This window comes from Halobacillus dabanensis, from assembly GCF_900114165.1.
Taxonomy (GTDB): Bacteria; Bacillota; Bacilli; order Bacillales; family Halobacillaceae; genus Halobacillus; species Halobacillus dabanensis.
This window is the reverse complement of sequence record NZ_FOSB01000014.1, coordinates 34,315-49,935: the sequence shown is the minus strand read 5'-3', so window position 1 is coordinate 49,935 and position 15,621 is coordinate 34,315. Positions and strand designations below refer to the sequence as shown.

Genomic DNA, 15,621 nt, shown 5'->3' with positions numbered 1-15,621 from the left:
CTTTTTCTCTCCCTTATTCAAAGTGTTCCTTAATAAAATCTGGAGCATCCTCTTTACCGAAGCTTAGTACTTCATAATGATCCGAATTACGCTCATCGAAATAAAAAGCAACAATATAAGCACCGTCTTCCTGATTTTGTTGTCCTTTCATTAGAGAGCCTATTTTCTCATCACTTGTGAATTCAAGCGGTTCTATCCCCTCTTCTTTCAACCGCTCTACAATGAGCCTTACATGATTATTTGAAAAGTCACGGTTCTCTGGCCAACGGTACACGTCTGCCCGGTGGATATCCGCAGGCAGAGTCATTGCTTCTTCATAAAAACCTTTTTCCTTCAACCAACCCATAGTCCTTTCAAAAGATGGATGAAGTTGAACATGAAAAGGATTATCAGGATTTCCATTAACGGTAAAGTGGACATTGGAGTACAACCCGCGCGGTGTAACCATGTCTTCATAGGATATTCCTTCAATATCTTCTTTCAATACTTCTACAAAACCAGCAATTAGCTCAGGATCATAAAACTCTTTTCCACCTTGCCCTGAATAAGAGCCTATGTGAAGCCGGTTCACTTTATCAGGGTCGAGGCCTAACACAGGATATTCGATCTTCTTGTATTCTTCTGTTTCATAAACAGCTTTTTTTGCTTCAGCCACCTCTTGCTCATCGACTCTGTATTGACGGTAAATTTCGCTGCCATCTTCCATTCTATAAACAAAGAAGAAGGAATCCCGACCATCTTCCAAAGGATTACTGACTTCGATCAGCTGTTCATGTAGATCAATTGTCGACTGTATAGATTCAACGGAGGTGATAAAAGGAATCTCCATCTCTTCATCTACCATCCTCTGATACTGCCAATAACCATTGCTCACAAAGACTTTTTCTACTTCACTACTTTTGGGAACGTACGATTCATAGTTTTGCCAAAGGAACGGAATGATGGCAATTAAAGCACACGTGACGGCACCATAACCGAACCATCCTTTCAGGTGCCTCCAATTGAAAACCCGCCATGTTTTCTCAAGAAGCATGGAAGCTGCCGCATAACCGAATGTTCCGCCGATGAAATACCCCATAATCATCCAACTGTATTCATTCTGAGAAACCGTAAAATACATTCCACCAAACAGCGCGAAACAGAATGTCACTCCCACTTTAAACACTGGATTAAGTGCAGTCACGGCCAATGCGCGGCCAGCCGATTCAAGCGACCGCTTTTTATACAGAAATAAGGACAAAACGTAAAAAGCAGCTGCAACTAAGCCATAAATGATTAATGGAAGCTTCTCAACAGGTACTTCTGCTGGATCCGGGGCGTAACGTTGAAACTCTACTAAGTCGACCAAAGGAGAAAAATATTGAATCGATCGTTCCAGGACAACATCACCGGAATACCCTTTAATATATGAACTTAAGTGAAAAGCAATCAAGACATATAAACCTGCGGGTAAAAACAATAAAATGTACGTGAGAATTCCCTGTACGGCAGACAGCCCTGTCAAAGTGCCCACAAAAACCCCTACCATAAAGATCAGAAGCGTCATTGTACTGAACAACCATAACCAATAACCCAAATTAGTCACCGTATAGTAATCTTGCACATCCACTGCCCCTGCGGTAATAATGAGGATCAAATAATTCAGTAAAATCGGTAGAATTAATAGAATGACACCCGAAACTATATGATGTTGGTACAATTTCCCCCTTTTCATCGGGAAACTGTGCGCAAAGTCTGAGGCCCCTTTGACGTGCAAATAACGGAATAAAAAGACAGCCATCAACAGTGGCATAATGAAAAGGAAAAATAACTGCAGTTCATAAGCGAAAATAGAACCAAACAAACCACGATCATCAGGAATGCTAGGTTCTTCTTTGCTCATCTCCATAAACAATTGCATCGGGACAATGAAGAATAAACCTAGAAAATAAACGATACTGATCCAGCCGACATTGCGGAAATCCTGCTTGATAATTTCTTTATTAAACGATGATGTTTTCGAACGCATACCCTGCACCCCCCATTTCATAAATGAATATCTCCTCTAAGGTGAGCGGAAGTCTATCATAGACAAGCGGGCGGTATTTTTCCATTTCTGCTGAAATAGCAGTTTCATTTCCTCTTACAATCAACAAGAAGACACTCCCTCGCTTCTCCTGATGTAGTACATCCAGATTTGAGGTTTCAGGATCAAAGTCTTCCTCCTGAAAGGCAACCTGGATTTTATGGACATCTGCTTTCAAATCATCCAGGTCTCGCTCAAGCAGTATTTCACCTTTATGTAAAATACCGACATGGTCGCAAATATCTTCCACCTCTCTTAAATTGTGAGAAGAAATCAAAACGGTCATCTCACGTTCGGCTACATCCTGGATGATTAAGCTCCTCACTTTTTGTCTCATCACGGCATCGAGTCCGTCGAAAGGTTCATCAATGATCAAGACATCCGGCTTCGCTGACATCGCAAGCCAAAACGCAACCTGTCTCTGCATGCCTTTGGAGAACTGGCTGATTTTCTTTTTTTCATCCAGATGGAAAACACGCTTTAAATTTTCATAACGCTCTTCACTCCAGCCGTCATACATAGAACGGTAGTAATCTGCCATCTGCTTCGTTGTATACTGAGGGAGGAAATACAGATTGTCCGGCAAAAAGACGACATTTTGTTTGACCTTGTCGTTTTCAAAGATGTCTTCCTCCAGGACACGCACTATTCCATCATTTTGTTTTAAAATCCCTGCTAAAATTCTCATCAATGTCGTCTTTCCAGCCCCATTGGATCCAAGCAACCCATAAATCGAACCCTTTTGGACATAAAAAGAGACATCTTTCAAAATTTTCGTCCTATCAATAGATTTATGTAGCCCTTGAACTTCAATCATCCTGCTGACCTCCTTCCACTTCGTGGAGAAGAGCGGCGATCTCTTCTGATGTCATCCCTAAATAAATCGCTTCAGCAAACAACTTTTTCAACTCTTCCCTCACTTTTTTCAACTCCTCATCGTTATCTACTTTTCCAGAAGGATGAACGAAACTTCCTTTCCCTTTTAATGAGTAAATATAGCCTTGCGACTCCAACTCACGATACGCTTTTTGAATCGTGTTCGGGTTGATTGTCAACTGTTGGGCCAGCTCCCTCACGGAAGGCAATTTTTCATCTTCCTTCAGAACGTCATTAATAATCAGTTGCTTCAGCTTCTCTACAAGCTGTTCATAGATGGGCTTTCGGCTTCTGAAGTCCAACTCAAACATCCAGCCACCTCCATAGGTGTGTTCTATCTGTATTAACTGTATTATTACTACTAATACAGTAGTATATAGGAGAATCTGGCATTTGAGAAGCCCCCTTTTTAATTTCTTTTAGTTTTAAAAGGAAACTCTTCACAAAGGCAACCGGTAAGAAAAGGACCTACATTATTTTCATGAAGGTACATAGCCGTGAATATACATGGATGAGGAATGATAAAAAGAGGGTGATAAACGTGAAAAACTATTGGGAAGAAGCAAAATTCGAACACTTATTTTGGCTGCAAATTCTGGGCGATCACGCCCGCTTCATCCGCGATTCTCTCTATCCTTCGGAAGAAGAATCAGGGAAGAAAGCGAAAGAGTATGTGGCTTTATGGGATCGGCTGCTGAAACAGGTCCGTGATGAAGAAGTGAAAGATATGATTTCTTTTTCCAAAAAAGTCGGGGAAAAAGCACGCGAATTCCATAAGTTTAAACTGAATCTGATTGAGCGCTCTCTGTTCGGCAAGGTGAAAATTCATTTGAGCCCGACATTCCTGAATCATATGGTGAATGAATTAGAAGAATATTTACTCGTTCTCGGTTTCTTAAGTAAAGGTGATGTGCCTCCTCTGTTCCACGAACTTCATCACCATATGCTCTGGTTAATGGATGCTTCAGGGCATGCAGGGGCGATCAATGATGAGATGGACGCTGTGGAGAGACGGCTGAAGGAGAAAAGCGACACGTTTCGGCAGCATTTCAACCAGTTTTACATAAAAGCGGTCGAAATGAAGGGATATCTTCGCACTAATAAACATTCATTCCCAGCCTTGACTCGTTTCAATGATGAAGTAGAGCTGGAAATGAAAATTTTCAGGACCTTTTTGGAAGAATTAGAAGAGATGGAGCTGAATGAAACCGTCCTCAGCACCTTTTCCCCTTTGATGGCGGACCATATGGCCAGGGAGGAATGCTATTACCTCTATAAATTAGCTGAAACAACCCAAGGGGAATATCCAGCATGCGACCCAACCAATCCACGTTTGGAGTAATTGGGAAAATATGTATGACCTGGTACAGAAAATAATGGAAAGCGGAAGACGATGGGAGGTGAATGAAGGCTCGCAAAAAAAGAAGCCATGGTTCCTTATAGGCAACCACGGCTTTTTCTCATTTTGGTAAATCGTCATTTGGGAGTGTATAGAAATCACGGATATAACTGTAATCGCCTGCCATTCGACCCACGGGTTTCAACTTTTGGGGATCCACTTTATCTGTCTCCTCATACACTTCATCCTGGATGTGATAACCGATCAATTTACCTAACACTAGATTCCCTTCTCCTATTTCAATAACTTGATCCAGTTCGCATTCCATATGAACTGGAGACCGTTTCACTCGTGGAACTTGAACAAAGTCGCCATCCTCGAACTCTGTACCTGCCACTTCGAATTCATCAACATCAGCCCCATAACCTTTACTACTTTCATGCATTTGATTCGCTAAGGATTCTGAAACGATATTAATGATGAATTCCTTCGATTGTTTTATATTCACCAACGTATCTTTTTCCCTTTGTCCACTACCTACGGAAAAGCAAAGGGTGATCGGGTTCATCGATGCCACAGTAAAAAAACTAAATGGAGCCAGGTTACGTGTCCCATTTGAACTGATGGTAGACACCCACGCAATCGGCCTGGGGACAACAGCTCCTTTTATCAATTTACTCATCGAGTGATCATGAAATTCCTTTTCACTGATAATCAACTTCATCCCTCCTGTTTGGGCTTTTCTACTATAAAGGATACGCTATTTCCTCTATTCTCTCACCTACTGTGCTCAAATCACCAGTTTTAAATCCCATAAAAAGGGAATAGGTGGATATCAAAAGTAGTTGAAAGGGGCACTTTCATTGGGAAATTTGTGGAATACTATTAAAGAAGGACTTACAACAATATCTAATTTTCTATGGACATATCCACTAGCAATCATCTTGATTCTTGGCGGGATCTTCCTTACTTTCAGGATCAAGTTCTTTCAATTCCGCTTTTTCGGACATGTTCTTCACCAAACGATTGGTCAAATCTTTAAAAAGACAAAAAAGAAGGGAACTATCACACCATTTCAGGCTTTCACCTCTGCCCTAGCCTCGACAGCCGGAGCCACAAATATTGTCGGTGTTCCTGTCGCCATTTCTCTGGGGGGACCAGGCGCATTATTCTGGATGTGGCTTGTTGCTTTGATCGGGATGGCCACCAAATATAGTGAAATTTTGCTCGGAATGAAGTATAGAGAGAAGAACGAGAACGGTATTTGGGTCGGCGGGCCGCAATATTACATAAAAAAGGCCCTCGGTTGGAAGTGGGTCTCCACTGCGTTCGCCTTTTTCTTAATGATTGAACTGATTCCGAGTACGATGGTTCAATCAAACTCCATAGCGACACAAACAGAAGGGGCCTTCGGTTGGCCAGTAGAAGTCACCGGTGCAGTCATGTGCCTAGCTATTGCCCTCGTGGTTTTCGGGGGAATTAAAAGAATCGCTAGAGTCACAGACAAAATGGTGCCAGGGATGGTACTCATCTACCTTTCCGTTTGTTTATACATCATCTTTGCGAATATCGACCAAATTCCTAATGTATTCAGCTTAATCTTCACCCATGCATTCACACCGATTTCTGCGACCGGTGGTTTTGCAGGAGCAGCAGTTACTCAAGGGTTGCGCTGGGGGATTGCCCGTGGTCTGTACTCAAACGAAGCAGGTCTAGGGACAGCATCCATTGCTCATGCCGCAGCAAAAACAGATCACCCATCACGACAAGCTATGTGGGGAATTTTCAGTGTCTTCATCGATACCATCGTCATTTGCACTATTTCTGGTTTAACTGTCCTTGTTACAGGGGCTTGGCGAGAAGTCGGAGGCAGCGATGCATCCAACATGATTAATGTCGCGATCGGGACAGAATTCGGAGACGCTTTCGGGAGCAGTTTCATCACTGTATTTTTATTATTTTTCGTCATAACGACGATCGGTATCCTCGTATTTTATGGAGAAAAACAAGCGGAATACTTATTCAGCTTACGAGCAGCTAAAATTATGCGAATCGTATACATTGTCTCGGTGTTCGTCGGGGCGCTCGGAGGACTTCAATTCATCTGGCAATTCCTGGATTTACTTCTGGCCTTTGTTCTGTTGGCAAACATCATACCATTGCTATTCCTGCATAAGGATATCGCCGCCTTAACGGATGATTATGTGAATCGTGTTTATAAGAAGCGGACGAAAGAACAAAACGTTCAACTATTTGATGAAAAAGAGGATGCAAGTTAATTAGGATTTTAGAAAGTCTTGATGCTTCCTTATTGAAAAGCAAAGGGAAAAAAAGAGATTTCCAGTTGGAAATCTCTTTTTTAACGATATCTATTTATCTTAAGAAAACATGATCCCCTATAACAGTGGTTACTTCTTTACTACTCAAATAACTGCTTTGAGCTTTATCAGGATTGTAAAAGAATAATGATTCCCGGCCATACCCTTGATATGCGAGGGCTTCATCTACGGCCTGCTTTGATTCAGCACTTGCCGGTTGGTTGATGGTGCCATTAAGAACTGGTGAAAACTGGATACCATCATGAATAACACCATATAAGGAATTAGGGAATAGATCACTTTCTACACGATTCAAAACAACGGTAGCAACAGCGACTTTTCCTGCGTAACTTTCACCCTTAGCCTCCGCCTCTACAAGACGGGAAAGAAGGTCTTTTTCTGATTTACTTGGAATGACCGGAAGTTTCAGTTCTTCTCCAGGAAAAATGCTAGCATTAGATTTATTGTTCATTGCCTGGACCTGGTGAGTAGACACTCCATATTCCTTTGCGATTTTATAAATAGATTCGCCCTTTTGGACGGTATGCGTATTGGCTTGAGCAGATATAGCGGCAGGGAAAGCAAAAGCAAGCATACATGCTGCAGCTATTCCAGCCAGCGGGATTTTTTTGAACATTAGAAATTTACCTCCTAATCTTTAATCTCTAATAAAGTAACATAGGAGGGGGAAGGGATTCATTATTAATTCTTTCCATTCTTTCCATACATCTGCCGCACCCCTTTCAAGTCATGGATATTCTATTCTCCTTTATCAGGTTTTGGGTTCAATGTATTGACTAAAGGGAGACTATACATCATCGAGGTACTGACAAATATCCAGTGCAGTGCATAACATGGAGTCCAGCTTACACATTTAATGGTTCTTTCCCTATCAATCCTGTGCTATTGTCTAAGGGGAGGACGATTAAGGTATTTTATTTTTCAGTCCACTGTTATATTTTGAAAAAGCAGGTGTACTTTATGCTTGATACGCACGCAAGGAAGTTCATTCAACCTTCCATAAATCAAACAGCCTCTTACTTTTTGAAAAAAGGACGTACAGCAAATGAAATCACTGTTGTTGCATTATTTGTAGGAGTTGCTACAAGTTTTCTGTATGTACTTGGATACCCCACCCTTGCAGTCACTTTTTTATGGCTATCTGGCTTCTTGGATGCGGTAGATGGGACGATGGCGCGGAACACAAAAACATCGCCCTTCGGAACGGTGATGGATATAACGTTCGATCGCATTGTAGAAATTGGGATAATTATCGCCATTGGTTACGTTCATCCCGAAGTTTTATGGCCATTGCTTCTCCTCAGTGTATCAATTATTTTTTCTATGACGATTTTTTTAGTGGTCGGAGCTGTTTCTGAAAAAGCAGGAATCAAATCTTTTTATTATCAGGCCGGTCTTGCTGAGCGGACAGAGGGATTTGTGCTTTTCAGCATCATGTTACTGTTACCGAGCTATCTTTTCTGGACAACATTGTTATTCTTTGTGGTCGAGACTTTCACAGGGGTTCAGCGCTTTATGGAAGCCAAACGAATCCTCCAATAGGAATTTTCTTCTCTTGAAAGAGGAAGTGGAGCACCTTACAGATGTGGTGCCCCACTTCCCTCTTTATTTCTTATAGTTCTAATGTTGCTTCCCCCACTCTTTTAACCCCTCGGATTTTAGCGAAATCTTCTACAAGCTTCAAAAGCGCACGGTCTTTCTCTTTCGCCTCTATCATGAAGTCAACGGGGGTTTCTAACTCCTTCAGCTTTTTTAGTAGTGGACGAATGAATTGAGGGTCTACATAGTCTGCATGACTTCTGTAGGCTTTGTCTGACTTTGGTGAGGATATATGCATTTTAGGCGGCATTCCAAGTTGATCCCACGTGCGATAAAAGCGGGGCAGTATTGCTCCCAATGACTCTTCTTCTGAATGATTGGCCATATAATGATGATAGTCAAGCATCATGGGAATGTCTTCTTTTTCACATACATCCAATGTTTCCGATGCTGTGTATGTCTTATCATCGTTTTCAAGAGTCATCTGCTTTTTAATCCGTTTAGGGAGTTTTTTTAAATTCTCATGAAATCTTCCGACTGCAGCCTTTTTATCTCCATAAGCCCCTCCTACATGCAAGTTGATGTGTGACTCAAGGTGAAGGCCCATTGCTTTCAACACCGCATAATGGTATTCCATATCTTGAACCGCATTATCTGTCACATGGGAGCGGTCGCTGGTGAACAAGGTAAACTGGTTCGGATGAAAGCTGGTTCTCATCTTATGTTTCTGGACAAGCCGACCAATCTTCTCATAGAGATGACGAAAAGGTTTGATGTAATCCCACTCCACTTCACGATGGGTGGCGAGTGGAATAATGGAAGATGAAAAGCGATAAAGCTTAATCTCATGAGCGATATTGTAGTGTATAATCCTTAGCGTTCTCTCCAGATTCATCTCCGCAATCCGATGAAGTTGATCGATCGCTGCTTCATGCCCCAATTTTTGATAACGAGAAAATGTCATCGTTTTGGCAGGTGTCGCTTCCCATAAATTTAATGCGTGTGAAACATAACCGAACCGAATAATCATAAAAAGACCCCTTTATCAATAAAAAGATAGACCTTTTTATATTCCCCATTTACTCTGGGAATAACATGGGGATAGGTGTGGATGTGTTTTCATTAAAAAAAGACTGCCGAAGCCGGCAGCCTTTTTTGTTTATCTTACGTTCATTTCAGATGGTTTCGGGCCTTTACGTTCGCCACGATCCAATTGATTGATGGCAGCCATATCGTCCGCTGTCAATTGGAAATCAAATACGTCGAAGTTCTCTTCGATACGTGCAGGTGTGATAGATTTCGGAATAACGACAGTGTCGTTCTGCAGGTGCCAACGAATAATGACTTGAGCGGAAGTCTTGCCGTGTTTTTCCGCAATGGACTGCACGACATCATCCTTCAGCACTTCCCCACCTTGCATCAATGGACTCCATGCTTCAAGAAGAATCCCATTGTCGCGGCAGAAGTCTTTCAGTTCATTTTGAGCGAGATATGGATGGCACTCCACCTGGTTGACTGCAGGCTTCACTTCACACTCGTCCAACAAACGCTGCAAGTGGTCGATATCAAAATTACAAACGCCAATCGCCTTCACTTTTCCATCTTTTTGCAACTGTTCAAGCGCTTTATAGGTTTCTACATATTCATCGTATTCTGGCGTCGGCCAATGGATCAAATAAAGATCCACATAGTCGAGACCCAGCTTATCAAGACTTGTTTCTAAAGCCTTCAATGTGTTTTCATAGCCCTGGTCCGTATTCCAGACCTTCGTCGTAATGAACAATTCGTCACGAGCTACACCACTCTGGCGGATTGCTTCACCGACTTGTTTTTCATTGCCGTAAATCGCAGCTGTATCAATCGAACGATATCCTGTTTCAATAGCTTTTGTAACAGCAGGCACCGCATCTTTTTCTTCTACTTGCCAAACACCAAAACCTAGTTGAGGCATTTCAATGGTGCTATGTAGCGTAACTGTTTTCATTGATCATTCTCCTTTTCTTGTAAAGGTTTCTCAAAAACAGTGTAGCATAACAGCCCAGGTGCTGGCTTTTATTTTGCTCATGGCTCATTTTTCAAAATCAATTGTCCAATTCGATCCTGTGCGTATATTATAGGCACGGGCAAACGACCCCTGATTAATCGCAACCGCCAGATTATCTAATGAATTCACATAGACGAGCGGCTCTCCTTTATGAGTATCGGCAAATGAACGACCAAACGTCATCGAATTGCGGTATACTTCGTCTCCGTTATGAGTGATTGTCACCTTGAGGGTGTCTCCATACCGAACATCTATCATGTTGAAAAAGTCGCGTGGGATGTTCGTCCACAAATTGCCAAAGCGAATATCGAGGATATCAATAATTCCAGATGCTGAGGTTTCTCCTACCTCGGGGTCTTTTACCGGAATACGTTCTAATGAAGCAGGATCGAGCGCAGGGCCGATTTCTTCAAAATTAATGACCCCAGCAGCTAACCGCGCCCCTGTGTAAGCATAGATATCACGCCCATGAAAAGTGTAGGATTCCCCAGAGCGCGGCAGGCGGTTCACTTTTTCATCGATTTCCCTCACTTCTACAATCCCCTCTGTCCGAGAAACATGGGTCAATGTTCCGTTATCAGGTGTGATGACATAATGGCCGGAACCTGTTTTCACCCCGATACTTCTCCTTGTGGAACCGACACCTGGGTCAACGACCGACACAAAAACGGTCCCTTTTGTCCAATAAGCGATCGTTTGCCACAACCGATAAGAACCTTCCCAAATATTGAAAGGTGGAATATCGTGAGTCAAATCAAAGATCGATAATTGATGGTCCACAGAATGAGCCACACCATGCATAGCACTCACCGCTCCATCACTAATTCCAAAATCTGATTGCAGGACTAAAGCTCTTGTCATCGTTTCCGCTCCTTTTTTACTAAATAATGAATATTCTAAATAATACTTCTTAAAAAAGCAAATGAACAAAAGCACAGGCGCCCTAAAAGACACAAAACGCTTAAACAAAACAGACCGGAAAGGTAGCCTGCCCTTCCACAGAACGGATTGCTTATCGCGCGAGGAGACTGGGTGCCAAAGCAGGATGGGGTCTACACCATTAAGTTAAAAATACATTTTAATTTCCTAAACAAGAAAAAGTACCAGAAGAAACTCAAGGTTTCACTGGTACTTTCGGGTAAATGGTGATCATCCGGTACATATAGTACAAAAAGATCGTTATGAAAATCAGTGCACTGAATGCATCAGGCACCGTTAAATATTTTAATAATACGCTAAGAATAAGCGGGAGAGTAGAAGCATAGGCAGTCAGTTTCCATAATTGCTGATAGGTAAGCTTCCGTGATAGAACCTTACGCATCAACAGCCCTCCACCAGCTAAAATCGAAACCCCAACCAAAATGAGAAATACAATCAGTAATGGGTAAAAAACTAAAAACTGGATGATATACATCCCACGGGAAACCTCTGTCACGTTCGTTTCCAAATGAATGATCGACGTAATCATATCTGGCAAAAAGAGCAACAGTAACAACACGAACAAATAGCCGATCGTGTTGGTGATCCCTTTCCGGTTCAAATGGAACATCGCCTCTTTTTTCGGCAAGCGCAAACTGTTCATGAGTGAATCAAGAAACCCCATCATCTTCTCCTACCTTACTCTGCGTAAATAGCTAATTCTTCTTCAATTTTGGCCCGTATTTTTTCCAATGCCTCTTCTGGAGTTTTAGCAAACACACGAGTGTTATTAACGAGGGCATACGGGCGAAGCGCACACATCCCGCAATAAGACAGACATTCATTCATAAGTACCGCCACTTCCGGGTATTCGGATTCAATGATACCTTCAATATCCAATTCATTGATCAAGTTACCATCACATACTTCGACAACTACAATCCCCATGGTGTGTACTCCTTTCTAAGGTGTCTGTAATTTTCACAAGCCTAAAATCGCACGGGCGTTTTTTTCATCTTGATGCATCTGTTCTATTAGCACATCCATTCCATCAAAATTCTCTTCGTCTCTCATGTGACGCAGAAATTGGACGGTTACTTTCTGGCCATAGAAATCCCCGGAAAAATCTAAAAGATATGCTTCCACTTTATACGAATCGCCATTCACCGTCGGTCGGTACCCAGCGCTGATCAATGTGTAATAGTATTCAGGTGCTTCCTGGACTTTCTTTACAAGGCCGAGATACACCCCAGGTTTTACTTTGACATAATCTCCGATCCCACCAACGTTCAATGTCGGGAAACCGAGCTGTCTGCCGAGCTGTTCCCCTTTTTCAACAACACCTGTAATCTCAAAAGGACGACCAAGCATAGCCTGTGCCGCTTCCATGCGCCCCTGAGATACGTGATCCCGGATGTCGGTACTGCTTACCTTTCTGTCGTGAAGCATGACACCTGAAACGATGGAGACATCCGCTCCGATCTCCCGGCAAAGCTCTGCCAACCCCTCAGCATCTGAGCCTCTTCCTTTTCCAAACCGGAAGTCTTCGCCGACGATGACATGACGGACATTCAACTGGTTCAAATGCTTTAGCACGAACTCCTCAGGAGATGTCTTTGCATATTCTTTTGTAAAATGGACGTGATAATATCGGTCGACACCGAATTGCTCTAAGCGCGCTTGTCTATCTTCGATCGTCGATAATGAATATTTGAACGATTCATCGCCTCTGAGCACCCATTTCGGGTGATCCGAAAAACCATAAACAGCGATCTTATCTTCCTCGGTAGCAAGCCTTTCCGCTTCCTTGAGAAGAGACTGATGCCCTAAATGGACACCATCCATTTTCCCAATAATCAGCACTACGGACTCTGAGTTGTGAGGCGGTTGTCCTTGTACTTCAATCATTTCCATCTGCAAAGCATCCCCTTCAACCTGTTGATTAAACCTATTAATTATATAATATCCATTCTAATTAAATCAACCTTACCAGCTTTTTGCAATGATTCTGCCCCTTTTTTTGTTATCATAAACAAAAAGGAGGGCCCAACATGATTGAGAAAGCAAAACATTTCGCCACCAAAGCCCATCAGGGACAGAAGCGGAAAAATTCCCAAGAAGATTATATTGTACACCCTATTCGTGTCGCGGAAACACTTCGGAAAGAAGGATATAGCAAGGAACTCATTTGCGCAGGTTATCTACACGATGTAGTAGAAGATACAGATTATACATTGACAGACATCGAAAACCATTTCGGCCCAACCGTTAAAAGCCTAGTGGCAGCTCATACCGAAGATAAAACGAAGCCCTGGCAAGAAAGAAAACAACATACAATTGAAACAGTACGGCAAGGCTCTTTCGAAGTGAAAGCCTTAATTGTCGCCGATAAGCTTGATAACTTAAAATCTTTACAAAAAGAGCTTGAAAGACACGGAGATGCCGTCTGGTCCAATTTTAACGCAGGCTGTGAATCCCAAAAGTGGTATAACCAATCCATCGCAGAAGCCATGACCCAAGGACTAACCCCCGACCAAATCCCCAACTACTTCCACCAATACAAAAAACTAATTAAACAAACGTTTGATTAATATTAAGTGTGGAGAGGGCCGGGGAGACACGACAAGCATAAGCAAAGCCGTGTTGGGGATGGTTTTTCCCCCCATACCGGATTGGCTTATGACCTCGAGTGTCTGGCCCTCGCTGCCGGATAATATTAAGTGTGGAGGCACACTGCTTAGGGACGTACTAACTGGACTGATGAAAGGTGCAGATGGCTTGTACAGCCTCGACATGCTTAAGAACAACAGGACAGAGAAGCGACATTTTTCTTTGCCCTGTTCTTATAAAAGGGAAAAGACTTATATAATGAGATATCTCCAAATATAAATCCAGCCTCTACTAAAAGAGACTGGATTTTTTCATTGAGCTACTTGCGAAAAGAAGTTCTCAATAATTTCTTCATCAGAATGTGGAATCTCTTCCCCTTTTACTATTTGAGCATTGTTTATACAACCCCCGGTCAAAAGAATAATATCTCCTTCGCCCCCCAGTTTCATGGATTGTCGAACACCTTCTGCTCTATTCAGTGTCCGATGTATATTCTGTGCGTATGGTTCACGGAAACCTGTTACCACTTGATCGACAATAAGTTGTGGATCATGAGGACCTGGATGATCGACTGTCACGATCACTTCATCCGCCTTTCCTTCAATCTCCGCTGCCATCTTCGGCATTTTGTTAAAATCACGTATACCAACACCGGCAATCATAACGATTAATCGACGATACTCCAACTTTTTCACTTCTTCCAAGAGACGGTTCAAAGCGACAGGAGTATGGGCATAGTCAAGAATCACCTTCTGATTCAGTGGTGTCCCAATCACTTGGAATCGCCCTTCAGGACCAGTTAACTTCGGTAATACTGTAAGGATGTCCGCCCACATAAAACCGAGGTGGAGCGCTGCAGCTACAGCAGATAGTACGTTCGCGACATTGTATGTTCCATAAACCGGTACGAAAATAGTTTCGGTTTGTCCTTGATAATGCAGATCGAAAAGGGAGCCTTTTTCCATGATCTCAATATTGGCAGCACTCAAATCGGCATCAGGATGTCCTTCGGTGCTGTATGTGATCAGGTTTTCCCCGCCTAATTTTAATAACTCTGCTGCCATCCCATCATCATCCACGTTAACAACTCGATGATTAGCCTGCTTGAATAGTCTCAGCTTACACTCCCGGTAATGCTCCACAGTCTTGTGATATTCCAGATGCTCTTCGGAAAAATTGGTATGCACAGCTACATCAAATTGAATGCCTTCTACACGGCACTGATCGAGCGCAATCGACGAAACTTCCATAACCGCTCCCTCATCACCAAGATTGCGCAGGTCACGAAAGATACGGTGCAAGTCAAGTGATTCTGGCGTCGTCGGGGTGCTTTTCTTATACTGTAATTTCCGTGTGGATGACCAGATTCCAGTCGTTCCAACAGATCCTGTCGGCAAACCTAATAATGTCAGTAGAGATCGGATGTAAGCCGCCACCGTTGTTTTTCCATTTGTGCCTGTAACACCGATTGTTTTCAATTCTTCATCGGCTGCACCAAAATAATGTTTGGAAAATGTCGCCATCATAGAGCGTACATTGTCCACCAGGAGAAAAGTCGTCTGATCATATATTTGCTGTAGTTCTATGAACAACTTCTCATTAGTTCCAATAATAACGGTCGCCCCTCGTCCGAGCGCTTCTTCTACATACTCGTGGCCATCGAAGTTTTCCCCTTCAAGACAAAAGAACGCTGAGTGTGGCTCTACTTTTTTTGAATGGAAGGCAAGCGAGGACACTTTTTGCTGTAAAGGGCCGTAAATCTTCTCTATATGAAATTTTCGGATTTGGTCATATGGTATTTGCATAGCTATTTTCCTCACTATAAATATATATTTTAGCGTCGTCTTTTCTCAGTAAAAGTATGTACTCACCGCTATTTGTTTTTACGGAA

16 protein-coding genes are annotated in these 15,621 nt (G+C 42.5%); 4 read left to right on the top strand and 12 right to left on the bottom strand.

The annotated features are described in order from the left end of the window. Positions 1–13: 13 nt before the first annotated feature. The 3 genes from BMZ58_RS18555 to BMZ58_RS18545 are packed head-to-tail and all read right to left on the bottom strand — an operon-like array spanning position 14 to position 3,252. Complete coding sequence (locus tag BMZ58_RS18555) at positions 14–2,008, bottom strand: DUF6449 domain-containing protein (protein WP_075038032.1); 1,995 nt, start codon at positions 2,006–2,008, stop codon at positions 14–16. After that, entirely contained in the window at positions 1,983–2,882 is a 900-nt protein-coding gene (locus tag BMZ58_RS18550; RefSeq protein WP_075038031.1) for an ABC transporter ATP-binding protein, read from the bottom strand. Before BMZ58_RS18550 ends, BMZ58_RS18555 begins: the two co-directional genes overlap by 26 nt. Continuing rightward, positions 2,875–3,252: a GntR family transcriptional regulator gene (locus BMZ58_RS18545; RefSeq protein ID WP_075038030.1), complete on the bottom strand. Its 378-nt coding sequence runs from the start codon at positions 3,250–3,252 to the stop codon at positions 2,875–2,877. Before BMZ58_RS18545 ends, BMZ58_RS18550 begins: the two co-directional genes overlap by 8 nt. A gap of 230 nt (positions 3,253–3,482) precedes the next feature. Between BMZ58_RS18545 and BMZ58_RS18540 the strand changes: the two genes are divergently transcribed. Continuing rightward, complete coding sequence (locus BMZ58_RS18540) at positions 3,483–4,283, top strand: DUF2935 domain-containing protein (protein ID WP_075038029.1); 801 nt, start codon at positions 3,483–3,485, stop codon at positions 4,281–4,283. 118 nt (positions 4,284–4,401) lie between these two features. Here BMZ58_RS18540 and BMZ58_RS18535 read toward each other — a convergent pair whose 3' ends face one another. Then, positions 4,402–5,004: a flavin reductase gene (locus BMZ58_RS18535; protein ID WP_075038028.1), complete on the bottom strand. Its 603-nt coding sequence runs from the start codon at positions 5,002–5,004 to the stop codon at positions 4,402–4,404. A 139-nt stretch (positions 5,005–5,143) separates the two neighbouring features. On the opposite strand from BMZ58_RS18535, the gene BMZ58_RS18530 reads away from it, so the two are divergent. Continuing rightward, the gene (locus BMZ58_RS18530) at positions 5,144–6,559 is read left to right on the top strand and encodes an alanine/glycine:cation symporter family protein (RefSeq protein ID WP_075038073.1); all 1,416 of its coding nucleotides are present in this window, start codon (positions 5,144–5,146) and stop codon (positions 6,557–6,559) included. A gap of 94 nt (positions 6,560–6,653) precedes the next feature. Here the strand turns inward: BMZ58_RS18530 and BMZ58_RS18525 are convergent, their stop codons facing one another. Then, positions 6,654–7,235 (bottom strand): cell wall hydrolase, encoded by a 582-nt coding sequence (locus tag BMZ58_RS18525; protein WP_075038027.1) that lies wholly within the window; start codon positions 7,233–7,235, stop codon positions 6,654–6,656. 344 nt (positions 7,236–7,579) lie between these two features. Between BMZ58_RS18525 and BMZ58_RS18520 the strand changes: the two genes are divergently transcribed. Next, on the top strand, positions 7,580–8,161 hold the full coding sequence (locus tag BMZ58_RS18520) for a CDP-alcohol phosphatidyltransferase family protein (protein WP_075038026.1): 582 nt from the start codon (positions 7,580–7,582) through the stop codon (positions 8,159–8,161). 70 nt (positions 8,162–8,231) lie between these two features. Here the strand turns inward: BMZ58_RS18520 and uvsE are convergent, their stop codons facing one another. From uvsE to BMZ58_RS18490, 6 genes are all read right to left on the bottom strand, one after another. Continuing rightward, positions 8,232–9,188: a UV DNA damage repair endonuclease UvsE gene (uvsE, locus tag BMZ58_RS18515; RefSeq protein ID WP_075038025.1), complete on the bottom strand. Its 957-nt coding sequence runs from the start codon at positions 9,186–9,188 to the stop codon at positions 8,232–8,234. Positions 9,189–9,317: 129 nt separating this feature from the next. Continuing rightward, positions 9,318–10,142, bottom strand: a complete 825-nt coding sequence (locus BMZ58_RS18510) for an aldo/keto reductase (RefSeq protein ID WP_075038024.1) — start codon at positions 10,140–10,142, stop codon at positions 9,318–9,320. Positions 10,143–10,226: 84 nt separating this feature from the next. Beyond that, positions 10,227–11,063 carry an SAM hydrolase/SAM-dependent halogenase family protein gene (locus BMZ58_RS18505; RefSeq protein WP_075038023.1) on the bottom strand — a complete coding sequence of 279 codons (837 nt, stop codon included), beginning with the start codon at positions 11,061–11,063 and terminating at the stop codon, positions 10,227–10,229. Between the two features lie 253 nt (positions 11,064–11,316). Then, entirely contained in the window at positions 11,317–11,805 is a 489-nt protein-coding gene (locus BMZ58_RS18500) for a DUF1189 family protein (protein WP_075038022.1), read from the bottom strand. Between the two features lie 14 nt (positions 11,806–11,819). Beyond that, positions 11,820–12,068, bottom strand: a complete 249-nt coding sequence (locus BMZ58_RS18495) for a YuzB family protein (RefSeq protein ID WP_075038021.1) — start codon at positions 12,066–12,068, stop codon at positions 11,820–11,822. A gap of 33 nt (positions 12,069–12,101) precedes the next feature. Next, a complete protein-coding gene (locus BMZ58_RS18490; RefSeq protein ID WP_075038020.1) occupies positions 12,102–13,034 on the bottom strand; it encodes a bifunctional riboflavin kinase/FAD synthetase in 933 nt (310 codons plus the stop codon). Positions 13,035–13,171: 137 nt separating this feature from the next. Between BMZ58_RS18490 and BMZ58_RS18485 the strand changes: the two genes are divergently transcribed. Further along, the gene (locus BMZ58_RS18485; protein ID WP_075038019.1) at positions 13,172–13,711 is read left to right on the top strand and encodes an HD domain-containing protein; all 540 of its coding nucleotides are present in this window, start codon (positions 13,172–13,174) and stop codon (positions 13,709–13,711) included. Positions 13,712–14,041: 330 nt separating this feature from the next. On the opposite strand, the gene BMZ58_RS18480 is transcribed toward BMZ58_RS18485, so the two are convergent. Next, positions 14,042–15,535, bottom strand: a complete 1,494-nt coding sequence (locus BMZ58_RS18480) for a UDP-N-acetylmuramoyl-L-alanyl-D-glutamate--2,6-diaminopimelate ligase (RefSeq protein WP_075038018.1) — start codon at positions 15,533–15,535, stop codon at positions 14,042–14,044. Between the last annotated feature and the right edge of the window lie 86 nt (positions 15,536–15,621).

Excerpts from the sequence above, each read along its gene's own strand:
- BMZ58_RS18555 (WP_075038032.1), bottom strand. The coding sequence starts at position 2,008 with ATGCGTTCGAAAACATCATCGTTTAATAAAGAAATTATCAAGCAGGAT.
- BMZ58_RS18550 (WP_075038031.1), bottom strand. The coding sequence starts at position 2,882 with ATGATTGAAGTTCAAGGGCTACATAAATCTATTGATAGGACGAAAATT.
- BMZ58_RS18545 (WP_075038030.1), bottom strand. The coding sequence starts at position 3,252 with ATGTTTGAGTTGGACTTCAGAAGCCGAAAGCCCATCTATGAACAGCTT.
- BMZ58_RS18535 (WP_075038028.1), bottom strand. The coding sequence starts at position 5,004 with ATGAAGTTGATTATCAGTGAAAAGGAATTTCATGATCACTCGATGAGT.
- BMZ58_RS18525 (WP_075038027.1), bottom strand. The coding sequence starts at position 7,235 with ATGTTCAAAAAAATCCCGCTGGCTGGAATAGCTGCAGCATGTATGCTT.
- BMZ58_RS18520 (WP_075038026.1), top strand. The coding sequence starts at position 7,580 with ATGCTTGATACGCACGCAAGGAAGTTCATTCAACCTTCCATAAATCAA.
- uvsE (WP_075038025.1), bottom strand. The coding sequence starts at position 9,188 with ATGATTATTCGGTTCGGTTATGTTTCACACGCATTAAATTTATGGGAA.
- BMZ58_RS18510 (WP_075038024.1), bottom strand. The coding sequence starts at position 10,142 with ATGAAAACAGTTACGCTACATAGCACCATTGAAATGCCTCAACTAGGT.
- BMZ58_RS18505 (WP_075038023.1), bottom strand. The coding sequence starts at position 11,063 with ATGACAAGAGCTTTAGTCCTGCAATCAGATTTTGGAATTAGTGATGGA.
- BMZ58_RS18500 (WP_075038022.1), bottom strand. The coding sequence starts at position 11,805 with ATGGGGTTTCTTGATTCACTCATGAACAGTTTGCGCTTGCCGAAAAAA.
- BMZ58_RS18495 (WP_075038021.1), bottom strand. The coding sequence starts at position 12,068 with ATGGGGATTGTAGTTGTCGAAGTATGTGATGGTAACTTGATCAATGAA.
- BMZ58_RS18490 (WP_075038020.1), bottom strand. The coding sequence starts at position 13,034 with ATGGAAATGATTGAAGTACAAGGACAACCGCCTCACAACTCAGAGTCC.
- BMZ58_RS18485 (WP_075038019.1), top strand. The coding sequence starts at position 13,172 with ATGATTGAGAAAGCAAAACATTTCGCCACCAAAGCCCATCAGGGACAG.
- BMZ58_RS18480 (WP_075038018.1), bottom strand. The coding sequence starts at position 15,535 with ATGCAAATACCATATGACCAAATCCGAAAATTTCATATAGAGAAGATT.